The organism is Burkholderia sp. AU33803, assembly GCF_002223095.1.
Taxonomy (GTDB): domain Bacteria; phylum Pseudomonadota; class Gammaproteobacteria; order Burkholderiales; family Burkholderiaceae; genus Burkholderia.
In genome coordinates this window covers 1,855,998-1,873,227 of the sequence record NZ_NKFJ01000004.1, presented here as the reverse complement: position 1 = coordinate 1,873,227, position 17,230 = coordinate 1,855,998, and the positions used below count along the sequence as shown (strand labels likewise).

At 68.8% G+C, this 17,230-nt stretch carries 15 protein-coding genes; 10 read left to right on the top strand and 5 right to left on the bottom strand.

Annotated elements, in window-relative coordinates; genetic code table 11:
• The first annotated feature begins 53 nt into the window (after positions 1 to 53).
• From iscA to iscX, 5 genes are all read left to right on the top strand, one after another.
• On the top strand, positions 54 to 377 hold the full coding sequence (iscA, locus tag CFB41_RS11215; RefSeq protein ID WP_012492710.1) for an iron-sulfur cluster assembly protein IscA: 324 nt from the start codon (positions 54 to 56) through the stop codon (positions 375 to 377).
• A gap of 97 nt (positions 378 to 474) precedes the next feature.
• Positions 475 to 1,002: a Fe-S protein assembly co-chaperone HscB gene (hscB, locus tag CFB41_RS11210; protein WP_042973645.1), complete on the top strand. Its 528-nt coding sequence runs from the start codon at positions 475 to 477 to the stop codon at positions 1,000 to 1,002.
• Between the two features lie 54 nt (positions 1,003 to 1,056).
• Positions 1,057 to 2,925 carry a Fe-S protein assembly chaperone HscA gene (gene hscA, locus CFB41_RS11205; RefSeq protein WP_089456471.1) on the top strand — a complete coding sequence of 623 codons (1,869 nt, stop codon included), beginning with the start codon at positions 1,057 to 1,059 and terminating at the stop codon, positions 2,923 to 2,925.
• Between the two features lie 88 nt (positions 2,926 to 3,013).
• Positions 3,014 to 3,355, top strand: coding sequence for an ISC system 2Fe-2S type ferredoxin (fdx, locus tag CFB41_RS11200; protein ID WP_011352558.1), 342 nt, complete (start codon positions 3,014 to 3,016; stop codon positions 3,353 to 3,355).
• A gap of 19 nt (positions 3,356 to 3,374) precedes the next feature.
• Positions 3,375 to 3,584 carry a Fe-S cluster assembly protein IscX gene (iscX, locus tag CFB41_RS11195; protein WP_069621826.1) on the top strand — a complete coding sequence of 70 codons (210 nt, stop codon included), beginning with the start codon at positions 3,375 to 3,377 and terminating at the stop codon, positions 3,582 to 3,584.
• A 139-nt stretch (positions 3,585 to 3,723) separates the two neighbouring features.
• Here the strand turns inward: iscX and CFB41_RS11190 are convergent, their stop codons facing one another.
• The 5 genes from CFB41_RS11190 to CFB41_RS11170 form a co-directional block, all read right to left on the bottom strand.
• Positions 3,724 to 4,467: a glycine zipper 2TM domain-containing protein gene (locus tag CFB41_RS11190; protein WP_089440505.1), complete on the bottom strand. Its 744-nt coding sequence runs from the start codon at positions 4,465 to 4,467 to the stop codon at positions 3,724 to 3,726.
• A gap of 347 nt (positions 4,468 to 4,814) precedes the next feature.
• On the bottom strand, positions 4,815 to 6,341 hold the full coding sequence (lysS, locus tag CFB41_RS11185) for a lysine--tRNA ligase (protein ID WP_089440504.1): 1,527 nt from the start codon (positions 6,339 to 6,341) through the stop codon (positions 4,815 to 4,817).
• Between the two features lie 82 nt (positions 6,342 to 6,423).
• Positions 6,424 to 7,528, bottom strand: a protein-coding gene (prfB, locus tag CFB41_RS11180) for a peptide chain release factor 2 (RefSeq protein ID WP_105749870.1) whose coding sequence is annotated in 2 segments (ribosomal slippage) — positions 6,424 to 7,446 and positions 7,448 to 7,528 — 1,104 coding nt in all. Because the reading frame shifts where the segments join, the coding sequence is not laid out codon by codon here.
• 152 nt (positions 7,529 to 7,680) lie between these two features.
• A complete protein-coding gene (recJ, locus tag CFB41_RS11175; RefSeq protein WP_089425753.1) occupies positions 7,681 to 9,378 on the bottom strand; it encodes a single-stranded-DNA-specific exonuclease RecJ in 1,698 nt (565 codons plus the stop codon).
• A 15-nt stretch (positions 9,379 to 9,393) separates the two neighbouring features.
• Entirely contained in the window at positions 9,394 to 10,458 is a 1,065-nt protein-coding gene (locus CFB41_RS11170) for a regulator (protein WP_089456628.1), read from the bottom strand.
• Positions 10,459 to 10,620: 162 nt separating this feature from the next.
• Here CFB41_RS11170 and CFB41_RS11165 point away from each other — a divergent pair, with 162 nt between their 5' ends.
• The 5 genes from CFB41_RS11165 to CFB41_RS11145 all read left to right on the top strand — a co-directional run bounded on the left by CFB41_RS11165 (position 10,621) and on the right by CFB41_RS11145 (position 17,057).
• Positions 10,621 to 11,874, top strand: coding sequence for a lipoprotein-releasing ABC transporter permease subunit (locus tag CFB41_RS11165; protein WP_043190315.1), 1,254 nt, complete (start codon positions 10,621 to 10,623; stop codon positions 11,872 to 11,874).
• Positions 11,867 to 12,625, top strand: a complete 759-nt coding sequence (lolD, locus tag CFB41_RS11160; protein ID WP_372684011.1) for a lipoprotein-releasing ABC transporter ATP-binding protein LolD — start codon at positions 11,867 to 11,869, stop codon at positions 12,623 to 12,625. The genes CFB41_RS11165 and lolD overlap by 8 nt, the downstream gene beginning before the upstream one ends.
• Before the next feature lie 67 nt (positions 12,626 to 12,692).
• Complete coding sequence (locus CFB41_RS11155; RefSeq protein WP_089445935.1) at positions 12,693 to 13,481, top strand: TatD family hydrolase; 789 nt, start codon at positions 12,693 to 12,695, stop codon at positions 13,479 to 13,481.
• 57 nt (positions 13,482 to 13,538) lie between these two features.
• Complete coding sequence (locus CFB41_RS11150; RefSeq protein WP_089456470.1) at positions 13,539 to 16,022, top strand: DNA internalization-related competence protein ComEC/Rec2; 2,484 nt, start codon at positions 13,539 to 13,541, stop codon at positions 16,020 to 16,022.
• Positions 16,023 to 16,211: 189 nt separating this feature from the next.
• Complete coding sequence (locus tag CFB41_RS11145) at positions 16,212 to 17,057, top strand: alpha/beta fold hydrolase (protein ID WP_089456469.1); 846 nt, start codon at positions 16,212 to 16,214, stop codon at positions 17,055 to 17,057.
• The last annotated feature ends 173 nt before the right edge of the window (positions 17,058 to 17,230 follow it).

Genomic DNA, 17,230 nt, shown 5'->3' with positions numbered 1-17,230 from the left:
CGGCTTCAGGAGGAACGCGGCGGGCCCCGGTGGCGCGCCGCGGCAAGGACATCATGGCAATTACACTGACCGAAAAAGCAGCACAGCACGTGCAGAAATACCTCGTCCGTCGCGGCAAGGGTATGGGCCTGCGGCTTGGCGTTCGTACGACCGGGTGCTCGGGGCTCGCGTACAAGCTCGAGTATGTCGACGAGCTGGCTCCCGAGGATCAGGTGTTCGAGAGCCATGGCGTGAAGGTGATCGTCGATCCGAAGAGCCTGGCCTACATCGACGGCACCGAGCTCGACTTCGCACGCGAAGGCCTGAACGAAGGGTTCAAGTTCAATAACCCGAACGTGAAGGACGAATGCGGCTGCGGCGAATCGTTCCGCGTGTGACCACGCGGATCTCCGCGCGATGCGGGCAAGAGGCGGCACGGGCCGCCTTTTTAATGGGCGGCGTTTGCCGCGCGACGAAACGGAATTGAACGCGACGATGGTCTCGCTGAAAGACAGCCATTTCGACCTGTTTCACCTGCCGGCGCAATTCGCGCTCGACGAGACGGCGCTCGACGCCGCGTATCGGACGGTGCAGACGCAGGTGCACCCGGATCGCTTCGCGGCGGCCGGTGACGCGCAGAAGCGCATCGCGATGCAATGGGCAACCCGCGCGAACGAGGCGTACCGCACGCTGCGCGATCCGCTGAAGCGCGCGTCGTATCTGTTGTCGCTGCGCGGTGTCGACATCGGCGCGGAAAACAACACCGCGATGGAGCCTGCGTTCCTGATGCAGCAGATGGAGTGGCGCGAGGGCATCGAGGATGCCGCGGCCGCCCGCAACGTCGACGCGCTCGATGCGCTGCTCGCCGAGTTGCGCGAAGAGCGGCGCGTGCGGGTGGAGCGCCTCGGCACGTTGCTCGACAGCGGCGCCGATCAGGCGGCCGCCGAGGCGGTGCGCCAGCTGATGTTCATCGAACGGGTCGCGTCGGAAGTGGGCGCGCAGATCGAGCGCCTCGAAACTTAACCGCGTGCCTTGCGGCACGCGCAGCAAACGGGCCGAGCGCCCGAACGAACCAAGATGGCTTTACTGCAAATTTCCGAACCGGGCATGGCGCCGGCGCCGCATCAGCGGCGACTCGCCGTCGGGATCGATCTCGGTACGACGAATTCGCTCGTCGCGGCCGTGCGCAACAGCGTACCTGAAGTCCTGCCGGACGAAACGGGCCGCGTGCTGCTGCCGTCGGTGGTCCGCTACCTCGAGAAGGGTGGCCGCCGCATCGGCCACGAGGCGAAGGAGCAGGCCGCCACCGATCCGCGCAACACGATCGTGTCGGTCAAGCGCTTCATGGGCCGCGGCAAGGCCGAGGTCGAAGGCGCGGCGAACGCGCCGTACGAATTCGTCGATGCGCCGGGCATGGTGCAGATCCGCACGATCGACGGCGTGAAGAGCCCGGTCGAAGTGTCGGCCGAGATTCTCGCGACGCTGCGCTATCGCGCGGAAGATTCGCTTGGCGACGACCTGGTGGGCGCGGTGATCACGGTGCCCGCGTATTTCGACGAAGCGCAACGCCAGGCGACCAAGGATGCAGCGCGCCTCGCGGGCCTCAACGTGCTGCGCCTGCTGAACGAACCGACCGCCGCGGCGATCGCCTACGGTCTCGACAACGGGGCCGAAGGCCTCTATGCGGTGTATGACCTCGGTGGCGGCACGTTCGACCTGTCGATCCTGAAGCTGACGAAGGGCGTGTTCGAAGTGCTGGCCGCGGGCGGCGATTCCGCGCTCGGCGGCGACGATTTCGACCATGCGCTGTTCGATCACGTGCTCGCGCAGGCCGGCATCGACGCGAAGACGCTCGCGCCCGAGGACGTGCGCCTGCTGCTCGACCGTGTGCGCGTGCTGAAGGAAGCGCTGTCGTCCGCACCGGAGGCGTCGCTCGACGTCACGCTGTCGGGTGGCGCGCACCTCGCGCAGACGATCTCGCACGACACGTTCGCGTCGCTCGTCGAGCCGCTCGTGCAGCGCACGCTCGCGCCGACCCGCAAGGCGCTGCGCGATGCGCAGGTCACGCCGGCCGACATCAAGGGTGTCGTGCTCGTCGGCGGCGCGACGCGCATGCCGGTGATCCGCGACGCGGTCGCGAAGTATTTCGGCCAGCCACCGCTCGTGAACCTCGATCCGGATCAGGTCGTCGCGCTCGGCGCGGCGATCCAGGCCGACCTGCTTGCAGGCAATCGCGGCACCGGCGACGACTGGCTGCTGCTCGACGTGATTCCGCTGTCGCTCGGCGTCGAGACGATGGGCGGCCTCGTCGAGAAGATCATTCCGCGCAACTCGACGATTCCGATCGCGCGCGCGCAGGAATTCACGACCTTCAAGGACGGCCAGACCGCGATGGCGATCCACGTCGTGCAGGGCGAGCGCGAGCTCGTCGCCGACTGCCGGTCGCTCGCGCGCTTCGAGCTGCGCGGCATTCCGCCGATGACGGCCGGCGCCGCGCGCATTCGCGTGACCTACCAGGTCGACGCGGACGGCCTGCTGTCGGTGTTTGCCCGCGAGCAGCTGTCGGGCGTCGAGGCGTCGGTCGTCGTGAAGCCGTCGTACGGTCTTGCCGACGACGACATCGCGAAGATGCTCGAGGACAGCTTCAAGACCGCCGAGATCGACATGCGCGCCCGCGCGCTGCGCGAAGCGCAGGTCGAGGCCGAGCGGATGCTCGAGGCGACGCAGGCCGCGCTGGCGGCCGACGGCGAACTGCTCGACGCGAGCGAGCGCGCGCAAGTCGACACGCTGGCCGCGGCGCTGCGTGCGGTCGCGCAAGGCGACGATACGGACGCGATCGAAGCGGCGACCAAGGCGCTGGCCGACGGCACCGACGAATTCGCGGCGCGCCGGATGGACAAGAGCATCAAGCGCGCGCTGTCGGGCCGCCGGCTCGACGAGATCTGAACGCAAGAACTGCGCATCGGCCGGCAACGGCCCGCGCGACAATGAACCGTGCGGCGCCTGGCGCCGCACCCTGACTGACGGAACGGACATGCCTCAACTGGTAGTGCTGCCTCACGTCGAACTGTGCCCGGATGGCGCGGTGATCGACGCGACGCCCGGCAAGAGTATCTGCGACAACCTGCTCGAACACGGGATCGAGATCGAGCATGCATGCGAGAAGTCGTGCGCGTGCACGACGTGCCACGTGGTGATCCGCGAAGGCTTCAACGATCTGACGCCGTCCGAGGAGGACGAGGACGATCTGCTGGACAAGGCGTGGGGCCTCGAGCCGACGTCGCGCCTGTCGTGCCAGGCGATCGTGAAGGAAGATTCGGACCTGGTGGTCGAGATTCCGAAGTACTCGATCAACCACGCGAAGGAAAACCACTGACCGGAACCGGAGGCAGGCGATGAAATGGACCGATTCGCGTGAAATAGCCATTGCGCTGGCGGACAAGCACCCGGACATCGACCCGCAGCGGATCAACTTCGTCGACTTGCGCCAATGGGTGCTCGAGCTCGACGGCTTCAACGACGATCCGGCGCATTCCGGCGAGAAGATCCTCGAAGCGATCCAGGCCCACTGGATCGACGAATCGGACTTCGACGACGAAGACTGAACCTGGCGGGCGCTCTGACGGCGCAGACGGCCGGCAACAAAAAAACGGCTCGTGAGCAATCGCTCGCGAGCCGTTTTCGTTTTCAGGCCGCCTGCCCACGGACGACATGCGGGCAGGGCGAGCCGATGCGGTCAGCCAATTACGCGCCGACCAGCGTGCCGTTCTCGATCCGTACGCGCTGGCCCTGGCCGAACGGCGGCGGATTGTGGTACGTGAACGTGCGCGTCGCGCCGTTCTCCATCTGCACTTGCACCTGATAGTCGGTTTCCGCGCGCACCTGCTTTTCGACCTGGTTGCCGGCGAGGCCGCCACCCAGCGCGCCGATGATCGTCATCGCGGTGCGGCCGTTGCCGTGACCGAACTGGTTGCCGAGCAGGCCGCCGGCTGCAGCGCCGCCCACGGCGCCGATCCCCGAGCTCTGGCCCGGCGTGCGCGTCTGCGAGATCGCGACGACCGTGCCGCAGCTCTGGCAGTAGCTCTGGGCCGGCGCCGACGGCTGCTGCGCGTATTGCGGCGGCTGCGGTGCCGTCGTATGACGGCGATGCGGTGCGGCCGGGCGCGGCGCGGGCTTCGGTTCAGCCTGCGCGACGGCGGCCTTCTGCTCGGCAGCCTTTTGCTGCGCGGCGGCCTGTTCGGCCGCCTGCTGCTGGGCTTGCGCGGCCAGCGCGGCGCTGGCGGCCGCGGCCGTATCGACGGCCGGCTGCGATGCGATCAGCGCGGCCTGGGTCTGACCGTTCTGTGCATTGTTGCTGTTGGCCTTCGGGAAGATGCCCGTGATCGCTGCCGTCGCCGCGAGGCTGGCGACGATGACGGCGCCCGCGGCGGTGGCGATGAGCGGGTGGAGGCGTTGCTTTTGCGGCGTGGTCTGATTCTGGTTGTCCATTTTGTTCTCCAATGTCGATCCGGATCGGCGTGCTGCGCCGGAGCAGGATCCCACGCTCGGGAGCGAGCAGACTCGGCGTTCCGGCGCCTCGTTCTGGTCCCGTGGTCATGCGTGGTGACGCAACAGGAGTGTCGTCCACGGCCCAGCGGCGTGCCGTATCAAGGTGTAACGAATTGCAGCGGGGCGCCGGAAGCCATGACAGGGAAAACCCGGAGCAGGCCGTCGCGACGAGGGGATAAAACGGGGGAGGATCGAAAGCCGGCGGACGCCGGCTGGCGGGATTTACGCGTCGTTACAAAGCTGACGCGTGCGCGCCGCGGGGCGCGGCGCACACGCGGGCGCGGCGATCAGTCTTCGCGGCGCAGGTGCGGGAACAGCAGCACGTCGCGGATCGTCGGGCTGTCGGTCAGCAGCATCACGAGACGGTCGATGCCAATCCCGCAGCCGCCGGTCGGAGGCATCCCGTATTCGAGCGCGCGGATGTAGTCGGCGTCGAAGAACATCGCTTCCTCGTCGCCCGCATCCTTCTGCTCGACCTGCTTCTTGAAGCGCGCGGCCTGGTCTTCCGGATCGTTCAGCTCCGAGAAGCCGTTCGCGATTTCGCGGCCGGTCATGAACAGCTCGAAACGCTCGGTGATGCCCGGCACGGTATCCGATGCGCGTGCGAGCGGCGACACCTCGACCGGGTAGTCGATGATGAAGGTCGGCTCCCACAGCTGCGCTTCGGCCGTTTCCTCGAACAGCGCGAGCTGCAGCGCGCCGATGCCGGCGTTCAGGAACGCCGGCTGCGACACGTCGACGCCGAAGCGCTTCAGTTCGGTGCGCAGGAACGCGTCGTCCGACAGCTGGCCGTCGGTGTAGTCCGGTGCGTACTTCTGGATCGCCTGCGTGATCGTCAGGCGGTGGAACGGCTTCGCCAGGTCGAGCTCGCGGCCCTGGTACTGGATCGTCGCGGTGCCGAGCGCATCGATCGCCGCCTGGCGGATCAGCTGCTCGGTGAAGTCCATCAGCCAGCGGTAGTCGGTGTACGCGGCGTAGAACTCCATCATCGTGAATTCCGGGTTGTGACGCGGCGACACGCCTTCGTTCCGGAAGTTACGGTTGATTTCGAACACGCGCTCGAAGCCGCCGACGATCAGGCGCTTCAGGTACAGCTCCGGCGCGATACGCAGGAACATTTGCATGTCGAGCGCGTTGTGATGCGTGACGAACGGCTTCGCGGCCGCGCCGCCCGGGATCGGGTGCAGCATCGGCGTCTCGACTTCCATGAAGTCGGCGTTGTCCATGAACTTGCGGATCGACGCGATCGTCTTGGTGCGGGCGCGGAACGTGTCGCGCGTTTCCGGCGTGACGATCAGGTCGACGTAGCGCTGGCGGTAGCGCATTTCCTGGTCCGACAGGCCGTGGAACTTGTCCGGCAGCGGGCGCAGCGCCTTCGACAGCAGGCGCAGCTCCTTGCACTGGACCGACAGCTCGCCCTTGTTGGTGCGGAACAGCACGCCGCGCGCGGCGACGATGTCGCCGCGGTCCCACTTCTTGAATGCGTCGTAGGTGTCGGCGCCGACGTCGTTCGGCGTCACGAAGAACTGGATCTGGCCCGATCCGTCCTGCACCGTCGCGAAGCTCGCCTTGCCCATCACGCGCTTGAGCATCAGGCGGCCGGCCACCGAGACCTCGACCGGGTTCGCTTCGAGCGCGGCCTTGTCCGAATCGGCGAATTTCGTCTGCAGATCGGCTGCGTGATGTTCCGGGCGGAAATCGTTCGGGTAGGCGACGCCTTGTTCGCGCAGGGCGCGCAGCTTTTCGCGGCGCTCGGCGATGAGCTGGTTTTCGTCCGCGACGACGGCGGGCTGCGTTTGGGTCGGTTCGGTCATGATGGTCGGAATTCGGAGTGGGTGCGGCAACGCAAACGGGAAGGGCAAGGGGGCGCGACCCGGCAGGGTCGCGCCGCGGCGCTTACACGCCCTGTTTGAGGCTCGCGCTGATGAAGTCGTCGAGGTCGCCGTCGAGGACGGCGCGCGTGTTGCTCATTTCGACGTTCGTGCGCAGGTCCTTCACGCGGCTCTGGTCGAGCACGTACGAACGGATCTGGTGGCCCCAGCCCACATCGGTCTTGCTCGATTCGAGCTTGTCCTGTTCGGCCTGGCGCTTGCGCATTTCAACTTCGTACAGGCGCGATTTCAGCATCGCCATCGCTTCGGCGCGGTTGCGGTGCTGCGAGCGGTCGTTCTGGCACTGCACGACGATACCGGTCGGCATGTGCGTGATCCGCACCGCGGAGTCGGTCTTGTTGATGTGCTGACCGCCCGCGCCCGATGCGCGGTACGTGTCGATGCGCAGGTCGGCCGGGTTGATCTCGACTTCGATCGAATCGTCGATTTCCGGGTAGACGAACACCGACGAGAACGACGTGTGGCGCCCGCCCGACGAGTCGAACGGCGACTTGCGCACGAGGCGGTGAATGCCCGTTTCGGTGCGCAGGAAGCCGTACGCGTATTCGCCCGAGACCTTGACCGTCGCGTTCTTGATGCCGGCGACGTCGCCGTCGGACTCTTCGAGCACTTCGGCCTTGAAGCCCTTGCGTTCGCAGTAGCGCAGGTACTGGCGCAGCAGCATCGATGCCCAGTCGCACGCCTCGGTGCCGCCGGCGCCGGCCTGAATGTCGATGAAGCAGTTGTTCGGGTCGGCCGGGTTCGAGAACATCCGGCGGAACTCGATGTCGCCCACGCGTGCCTCGAGCTTCGCGGCGTCTTCTTCCGACGCGACGAGCGTGTCCTCGTCACCTTCCTCGCGGGCCAGCTCGAACAGGTCGAGCGCGTCGCGCAGGTCGCTATCGAGCGCGGTGAGCGTCATGACGACGCCCTCGAGCAGCTTCTTCTCGCGACCGAGCGCCTGGGCGTTCTTCGAATCGTTCCAGACGTTCGGGTCTTCGAGTTCCTTGTTGACTTCGGTCAGACGCGCAGCTTTGGCGTCGTAGTCAAAGATACCCCCGGAGCTCGCCCGCGCGGTTGCGCAGGTCGAGCAGGGAGCTTTCGATCGCGTTGAGACGTTCCGCTTCCATGATCGTTCGCTATTCTTGCTTCGTAAAAAAGCGGAATTATAGCCGATCGGCGGGGTTGCCCGGTGACGCAAACGGTGCTCGCACGCGCGCCGCGGCCCCGTCCGGCGCGGCGTGCATGCATCGGCGGGCATGGCGGGCCGGGCGGCCCGCGCTCAGCCGGCCGCGTGTTCGACGATCAGCTGGACGCGCGTGACGCCGTTCCACGTGTCGGCGACGAGGCGGTAGGCGACCAGCGCGCGCTCCGGCAGCGGCTCCGTGTGGTTGAACCAGATCGCGTTGAAGCGCTGCCGGCCGCGTGCCAGTTGCAGCTTCAGATGCTTTTCCTTCACGAGCGACTGCGATACCACGTCGAATTCGCCCGAGAAAAGCGGGGCCGGAAAACCTTGCCCCCAGACGGCCTCGTCGAGCAGCCCGACGAACTGCGGCGTGAAGTACGCATCCTCGAGTTCGCCGTCGGTCTCGATCACGCGGGCCAGCGCGTCGTCGGACAGCCATTCGCGCGCGACGGCCTCGAACGCGGCCGCGAAGCGCGGCACGTTCTCGGTGTCGAGCGTGAGGCCGGCCGCCATTGCGTGGCCGCCGAACGCGACGATCAGGTCCGGTTCGCGTTTCGACACGAGGTCGAGCGCGTCGCGCAGGTGGAAGCCGGGAATCGAGCGGCCCGAGCCCTTGACCCGCTTGCCTTCGTCGTCCGCGTGCGCAAACGTGAACGATGGGCGGTGGAATTTTTCCTTGAGCCGGCCGGCGACGATGCCGATCACGCCCTGGTGCCACTCGGGGTTGAAGAGGGTGATCGTGCACGCGTCGGCCGGATCGACGTCGGCGAGATCGGCGAGCGCCTGCTGCTGCATGCCGGCCTCGATCTCGCGGCGTTCGCGGTTCATCACGTCGAGCTGCTGCGCGAGATCCCACGCGCGGCCGATGTCGTCGGTGATCAGGCATTCGATGCCGAGCGACATGTCGGACAGCCGTCCGGCGGCGTTCAGGCGCGGGCCGAGGCCGAAGCCGAGGTCGAAGCCCGAGGCCGTACGCGCTTCGCGCGCGGCGGCGCGGAACAGCGCGGCGACGCCCGGCTGCATGCGGCCGTTGCGGATGCGTTGCAGCCCCTGTGCGACCAGCACGCGATTGTTGCCGTCGAGTCGCACGACGTCGGCGACGGTGCCGAGCGCGACGAGGTCGAGCAGGCCGTCGAGGCGCGGCTCGGCTTCCTTGCTCGCGAACGCGCCGCGGCGGCGCAGCTCGGCGCGCAACGCGAGCAGCACGTAGAACATCACGCCGACGCCGGCGAGGTGCTTGCTCGGGAACGCGCAGCCGGGCTGGTTCGGGTTGACGATCGCGCGCGCGGCGGGCAGCGCGTCGCCGGGCAGGTGGTGGTCGGTCACGAGCACGTCGATGCCGCGCGCGTTCGCGGCCTCGACGCCCGTGACGCTCGCGATGCCGTTGTCGACGGTGATCAGCAGGTCGGGCTTGCGCGCGGCGGCGAGTTCGACGATCTCCGGCGTGAGGCCGTAGCCGTATTCGAATCGGTTCGGCACCAGGTAGTCGATCTGCGCGCCGAACATCCGCAGGCCGCGCACCGCGACCGCGCACGCGGTTGCGCCGTCACAGTCGTAGTCGGCGACGACGAGCAGGCGCCGCTTGTCGGCGATCGCGTCGGCGAGCAGCGAGGCAGCGTCGGCGCAGCCTTTCAGCTCGGTGGGCGGAACGAGTCGCGCCAGCGCGGTCTCGATGTCGGCGGGGGACTGCACGCCGCGCGACGCGTACAGGCGTGCAAGGACGGGATGCAGGCCATGGCGCGCGAGCACTTCGGCGTCGGCGGGCGCGACGGGACGGGTAACGATCCGGGTCATACGGGGTCTGCTTTGTTATTCGAACAGGGAGGTCAGCGCGCGGCGGCGCCAGAACTTGCGCAGGTCGCCACGCGTCGCGTGCAGCGTCACGGAACTCGTGTCGCCGCACAGCGTGAAATCGACGCTCGCGAGCTCGCCGTTCTGCAGCGCGGCAAGGGCCGGCGCGAACCAGTCGCGCTCGAGCGCGGCGAGTCCGTCGTGCCAGCGCGCCCAGTCCTGCTCGATGAACGGGGTGGTCAGTGCAGGCAGTTCGACGAGCGTCGCGCCATCGGCGGCGGGCAGCGTGCCGAACGCGGCCGGCGGCGCGCCGGCGTCGGCTTGCGCGGCGCGCGCGAGGCCGAGCGCCGCGGGCGACGCGGACAGCACGCGCGCGAACGGCTTGCCGACCGGCTTCAGCGTGCCCTGCGCATGGAACCAGATCGAATTGACGGCCGGCAGGCCACGCGCCTCGCGGGTCTCGTTGACCGGATGCTGGAACCAGGCCATCTGCACCTCGTTCTGCAGCTTCATCCACATCCGCGAGCGTTCGCCCGTATGGGCCTCGTGCGGCAGCCAGATCTCGATGTTGCGGCCGCTCGCGCGCAGCGGCGCGGCGCCGGCGAGGCGGGCGAGCTGCTCGCTCGACAGGTACCAGCGTGACGGGTTCGGCGCCTCGAGCCGGACGCCGAGCTCCTCGATCAGCGGCCGCGCGACTGCGAGCAGCGCGGCGGCGTCGCCTTCGTCGAGCGCGAGGGCCGCCGGATCGACGAGCACCAGGTGATCGTGCGCGATTTCGACGTGGACGGGCTCGACGCAGGCCCACGCGTGCGCGCCGGGGTCGCCGCCGTCCGCCAGCAGCATGTAGGGCGCGAGCGGCGCCTCGTCCGCGGCGTTGCCCTGGGTGGCGCCGAACTGGCGGGCCAGCCAGCGTTCGTGCGGCAGCGTGCGCTGGAAGTCCTCGCCGGCCACGCGCTCGACGAGGCTGGCGCGGGCGAGCAACTTTTCGAGCGCGGGGCTGTCCAGCGTGTGCAGGGACGAGGCCGCATCGGCCGCCGACGGCAGCGCGAACGGAACGAGAAAATGGAGGCGTCGGTCGTGCATGATGGTGCGCATTGTATGGCAAACTGCGCGCGTGATCGGGCCGGCTGACGGCCCGTTCGCGTCCGGCGGCCGTTTTTCGACCGTGCCCGGGCCGGTGGCCGCCACCGGGCGGCGGTCCGGCCGCGGGGCGCCTCCCCGCCGTAACCAGCAGAAAGGATTCGCTTGAAACTTCCGTACGAATGGCAGATCGGCTGGCGCTACACGCGCGCCGGCAAACGCACGACCGGTAACGGCTTCATTTCCTTCATCGCGCTCGTGTCGATGCTCGGGATCGCGCTCGGCGTCGCGGCGCTGATCGTCGTGCTGTCGGTGATGAACGGCTTCCAGAAGGAAGTGCGCGACCGGATGCTGTCGGTGCTCGCGCACGTCGAGGTGTTCTCGCCGACGGGCTCGATGCCCGACTGGCAGCTGACCGCGCAGGAAGCGCGCCGCAATCCGTCGGTGATCGGCGCGGCGCCGTACGTCGACGCGCAGGCGCTGCTCACCCGCCAGGACGCGGTGAGCGGCGTGATGCTGCGCGGCGTCGAGCCGACGCTCGAGCCACAGGTGTCGGACATCGGCAAGGACATGAAGGCGGGCCAGCTCGGCGCGCTGGTGCCGGGCCAGTTCGGCATCGTGCTCGGCGATGCGCTCGCGGGCAACCTCGGCGTGACGGTCGGCGACAAGGTCACGCTGGTCGCGCCGGAAGGATCGATCACGCCGGCCGGCATGATGCCGCGGCTCAAGCAGTTCACGGTCGTCGGCGTGTTCGAGTCGGGGCACTACGAATACGACAGCACGCTCGCGATGATCAACATTCGCGACGCCGAGGCGCTGTTCCGGATGGCCGCGCCGACCGGCGTGCGGCTGCGGCTGAAGGACATGCAGAAGGCGCCGGACGTGGCGGTCGAGCTGTCGCATACGCTGTCGGGCAGCCTGTACATTCGCGACTGGACCCAGCAGAACAAGACGTGGTTCTCGGCCGTGCAGATCGAGAAGCGGATGATGTTCATCATCCTCACGCTGATCATCGCGGTGGCCGCGTTCAACCTCGTGTCGTCGCTCGTGATGACGGTGACCAACAAGCAGGCCGACATCGCGATCCTGCGCACGCTCGGCGCGCAGCCGGGGTCGATCATGAAGATCTTCGTCGTCCAGGGCGTGACGATCGGCTTCGTCGGCACGGCGTCGGGCGTCGCGCTCGGCTGCCTGATCGCGTGGAGCATCCCGTGGCTGATCCCGATGATCGAGCACCTGTTCGGCGTGCAGTTCCTGCCGCCGTCCGTGTACTTCATCAGCGAGCTGCCGTCCGAACTCGTCGCGAGCGACGTGATCCGGATCGGGCTGATCGCGTTCGCGCTGTCGGCGGTCGCGACGCTCTATCCGAGCTGGCGCGGGGCGAAGGTGAAGCCGGCGGAGGCGCTCCGCTATGAATGATCGCGCGACCGCATTCGCGGATGCAAAACAACACAACAGACAGGATTCGGCCGGTATGCAGGAATACGTGCTTCAGGCGCGCGGGATCACGAAGGCGTTCGTGCAGGGCGGCTTCAACGTGCAGGTGCTCAACAATACCGAGCTGACGGTGCGGCGCGGCGAGAAGCTCGCCGTCGTCGGCGCGTCGGGTTCCGGCAAGAGCACGCTGCTGCACGTGCTGGGCGGGCTCGACGAGCCGAGCGCGGGCGAGGTGTCGCTGCTCGGCAAGCCGTTCACGCAACTCGCCGAGCGCGAGCGCAACGAACTGCGCAACCGTGCGCTCGGCTTCGTCTACCAGTTCCATCACCTGCTGCCCGAGTTCACCGCGCTCGACAACGTCGCGATGCCGCTGCGCATTCGCCGGATGACGACCGAGGACGCGCGCGAGCAGGCACAGGCGATGCTCGAACGTGTCGGTCTCGGCCCGCGTGCGAAGCACCGGCCGGGCGAGCTGTCGGGCGGCGAGCGGCAGCGCGTCGCGATCGCGCGCGCGCTGGTCACGAAGCCCGCGTGCGTGCTCGCCGACGAGCCGACCGGCAACCTCGACGGCACGACGGCCGATACGGTGTTCAACCTGATGCTCGAGCTGTCCGAGACGCTCGAGACGAGCTTCGTGATCGTCACGCACGATCCCGATCTCGCCGCGCGCTGCGACCGCATCATGCGGTTGCGCGACGGCGTGCTGCACGAGGAGCCGGCACTGCCGGTGTAAGAAGCGAACGCGCTTGGCCTGCTGCCGGGGTGGTCCCGGTGCGGCGCCGGCGCGCAGGACTGCCGCCATGTGGATCGACACGCACTGCCATCTCGATGCCGCCGAGTTCGACGCCGACCGCGACGCGGTCGCGCACGCGGCGCGCGCGGCCGGCGTGTCGCGCATCGTGATCCCGAGCGTCGGGCGCGACAATTTCACGACGGTGCGCGAACTCGCGCAACGCACGCCGGGCGCGGTCTACGCGCTCGGCATCCATCCGATGTATACGCCACGCGCACGCGACGAGGATCTCGACCTGCTGCGCATGGAGATCGAGGCGAGCCTCGACGATCCGCGCTTCGTCGCGATCGGCGAGATCGGGCTCGACTATTTCGTGCCGGGGCTCGACGAAGACCGGCAGCAGTTCTTCTACCAGGGGCAACTCAAGCTCGCGCGCGAATTCGACCTGCCCGTGCTGTGCCACGTGCGCAAGTCGCAGGATCGCGTGCTCGCCGGGCTGCGCCGTTTCGGCGTGCGGCGCGGTATCGCGCATGCGTTCAACGGCAGTTTCCAGCAGGCCGAGGCGTATCTCGCGCACGGGCTGCACCTCGGTTTCGGCGGCAACGTGACCTTTACGCGCGCACTGCAGATCCGCCGGCTCGCGGCGCAGTTGCCGCTCGAGGCGATCGTCGTCGAGACGGACGCCCCCGACATCGCGCCCGAATGGGCGTACAAATCCCGCAACACGCCCGACCAGGTGCCGCGCATCGGCGACGTGCTCGCCGAACTGCGCGGGATCGACGCCGGCGCGGTGTCCCTATGCACTTCGGCTAACGCGCTCGCCGCGCTGCCGCGACTCGCACTTTCATCCGCATAATCGTTGCCCTGAGGTGCCGCATTCTCGATGGCGGTGCCGGGTCGACGAGGAGGGGCGATGCGCGTGTGGTGGATCGCGTTCGCGCTCGGCGTGGCCGTACTGCAGCGGCAGGCGGCGCTGCCGGGTGCGCTCGCATGGACGATCGGTGGGGCCGTGCTCGCGGGCTGCGCGGTGCTGAGCGTGTGGTGCATGCGTCGCCAGCGTACGCGCACGACCGCCATGTTCGGATGGATGCTGTGTGCGCTCGCGGCCTGCGATGCAGGGTTCGGCTATGCGGCCGCGCGGGCCGAATGGCGGCTGCGCGACAGTCTGCCCGTCGAGTGGGAAGGGCGCGACATCGTCGTCACCGGCGTGATCCGAGGGCTGCCCGTGGTCGACGAGACAGGTGCGCGGCTGCTGTTCGCGGTCGAGTCGAACGATGCGGGGCTGGCTCGTTTTCCGCCGTTGATCCGGCTGTCGTGGCGCGCGTATGGCGCATCGGCGGCACGCGATCCACTTCCCGACCTGCGCGCCGCACAGCGCTGGCGTTTCGTCGTACGCCTGAAGCGCCCGCATGCCGAGGCCAATCCCGGTGTGCGCGACAGCGAGGCGGCGTGGCTGGCCGCAGGCATTCGCGCGATCGGTTATGTCAGCGCGCCCCGGCGGGCGGAATTGCTCGATGCGCGCGCAGCGGGATGGCGTGCGTCGATCGATCGGCTGCGCGATGCGCTGCGCGCGCGTATCGACGAGTCGCTCGGCAGCGACGCGGGCCATCGCGGCATCGTCGCCGCGCTCGCGATCGGCGACCAGTCGGGCATCGGCGACGACGACTGGCACGTGCTGCGCAGCACGGGTACGAGCCACCTCGTTGCGATTTCGGGCCTGCATGTCGGACTCGTCGGCGCGATCGCGGGCGGGCTCGTGTCGATGGTCTGGCGCCGCCTGCGCTGGCGCACACGGGCCGCAACGCTCGTGTTTCCGGCGCCGTACGCGGCCGCGCTCGCCGCGCTGGCAGCTGCGGCCGGCTATGCGGCGCTTGCGGGCTTCAACGTGCCGGCGCAGCGCGCGTGGTGGATGATCGCGGCCGGCGGCATTGCGTACCTGGCCGGGCGCAGCGTGCCGACTTCCGCGGTGCTGTGCGCGGCGCTCGGCGGCGTGCTGCTTGCCGACCCGTGGGCCGTGCTGTCGGCCGGATTCTGGCTGTCGTTCGGGGCGGTCGCCGTGATCCTGCTGGCCGTCGCCGGCTGGCGTGGCGTGCGTGAGGTTGATATGGAAAACGAGGAGGGCGACGGCACGGCCGGCTTGTCGAGCCGGTTGCGCGCGTGGGGTGCCCGCGCCGGGCGCCGGATCGCCGAGGCCACGCGCGTGCAGTACGCGGTGACGATCGGTCTCGCACCGCTCACGGCCGCCTGGTTCGCGCAGATATCCCTGTCGGGTCCGCTTGGCAATGCGTTCGCGATTCCGTGGGTCAGTTCGGTCGTGACGCCGGTCGTGCTGGCGGGAATCGCGCTACCCGCGCCGCTCGATGCGTACGCGTTCCGGCTTGCGCACGCGGCGCTCGAACCGATGATGACGCTGCTCGGATACCTCGCCGGCTGGCCGGCCGGCGTGTTCTGGCTGCGCATGCCCGACTGGCCGGTGCTGGTGCTGGCCTGCGTGGGCGTCGCATGGGCGCTGATGCCGCGCGGCTGGCCGTTGCGCTGGGCGGCCCCGCTCACGTGGCTGCCGCTCGTCGCGCCGGCATCTGATGCGCCGCCGCCGGGCGGCTTCCGACTGACCGTGCTCGACGTCGGGCAGGGCGCGTCGGTGCTGGTGGAGACCGCGCGACGCACCTTGCTGTTCGATGCGGGGCCGGGCGCCGAGTCGACCCACGCCGGCGCGCGGATCGTCGCGCCGGCGTTGCGTGCACGCGGCATCGCGGTGATCGATTCGCTCGTGCTCAGTCACGCGGATGCCGATCACGCGGGCGGTGCACCGGCCGTCTATGCGGCAGCCGACGTGCGCCAGCTGCTGGCCGGCATCGTGCCGAACAGCCGGCTGTGGCGCGATGCGGCCGCCGCCGGCGTCGCCGACCGGCTGCCGTGCGCGGCCGGGCAGCGCTGGACCTGGGACGGCGTCGCGTTCACGATGCTGTGGCCGCAAGGCGGCCCGGGCGCGGGCTCGTCGAACGGACGGTCGTGCGTGCTGCGCATCGACGCGGGCGAGACGTCCGCGCTGCTGACGGGTGATGTGGATGCGCGCGGCGAACGCCGGCTCGTGGACGCTGCGCCCGACGCGCTGGCCGCACAGATCCTGGTCGTTCCGCACCACGGCAGCCGCACGTCGTCGGTCGAGCCTTTCCTCGATTCGGTCGGGCCGCGCGTCGCGGTATTTCCTGTAGGCTATCGCAATCGTTTCGGTCATCCGCACCGGACGGTGCTCGCCCGTTACGAGGCGCGCGGGATCCCGCTGCCGCGCACCGATCGCGACGGCGCCGTGCGGTTCGACGTCGCGCCGGCCGACGGCGGGTTTGCCTTCGAGCGTCATCGCGACGTTTGGCGACGGTACTGGATGGATCGGTGAGTGCGGCGAAAGCCGGTGTATCAATAAAGATGGCCCGGATCCGCGCTCAATGCCGAAGCGTGGGCCCGGCAGAACGCGAAGCAAGGGGCGAGAGCAAGCGCTAAAGCACTCACTCTCGTCGACCGCGAAGCATGGGACCGGAGTAAGCGCTGAAGCGCCAACTCCGGTCGACAAAGGAGACATCGGCGTTTGAAGGACATCCTCCACTTCTCGCATGCGAACGGCTTTCCGGCATCGACGTACCGCACGATCTTCGCCGAACTGGCCGACGACTACGAGCTGCGCTACATCGAACGGATCGGCCACGACCGCCGCTACCCGGTGACGCGCGACTGGCCGCATCTCGTCGAGCAACTGCTCGACGACATCGGCAGCCGCTACGAGCGTCCCGTCTGGCTTGTCGGCCATTCGCTCGGCGGCTACCTGTCGCTGATGGCCGCGCTGAAGAAGCCGCAGTGGGTGCGCGGCGTCGTGATGATCGATTCGCCGATCATCGCGGGCTGGCGCGCCGGCGCATTGCGCGCGAGCCAGTGGGCGGGGCTCGACGAGCGGCTGTCGCCGGCCGCCGCGACGCGCAACCGGCGTACGCACTGGGTAAGCCGTGACGAAGTCTGGCGGCACTTCCGCGAAAAGCCGGCGTTCGCCCGCTGGGACGAACGGATGCTGGCCGACTACATCGACTACGGGATTCCGCAGGTCGGCGCCGACGGCGAGCGCTCGCTCGCGTTCGACCGGCAGGTCGAATACCTGATCTACCGGACGCTGCCGCACACGCTCGGCCCGCGGCTCGCGCATGGCGCGCCGGTGCCGCTCGGTTTTCTCGCCGGCACGCGTTCGCGCGAGGTGCGTCAGGTCGGGCTCGATGCGACACGCCGCGCGGCGCGTGGCCGCGTCGAATGGCTGGAAGGCAGCCACCTGTTTCCGATGGAGCGGCCGCTCGAGACCGCCCGCGCATTGCAGCGGATGCTGAATTCGCTGAAGGCGGCGGAGGGCGATGTGTCGCAGGGCATCACCCCGCTCGCGAAGCGCGCCTGACGCAGGCTCTGGCGGCCGGGGCGCCGCCTCCGGCACGCGCGGTTGCACCCGCCGGCGGGCGGCTTCGCCCCGGCGCGCACGGCTGGTGCGGGGCGACGCGAAAGGGCGCGATCATCACGCCAATTGCTGAGAGAAGGGCGGGCTTTACGGTATAATCCGTTTTTCCCGCGAGC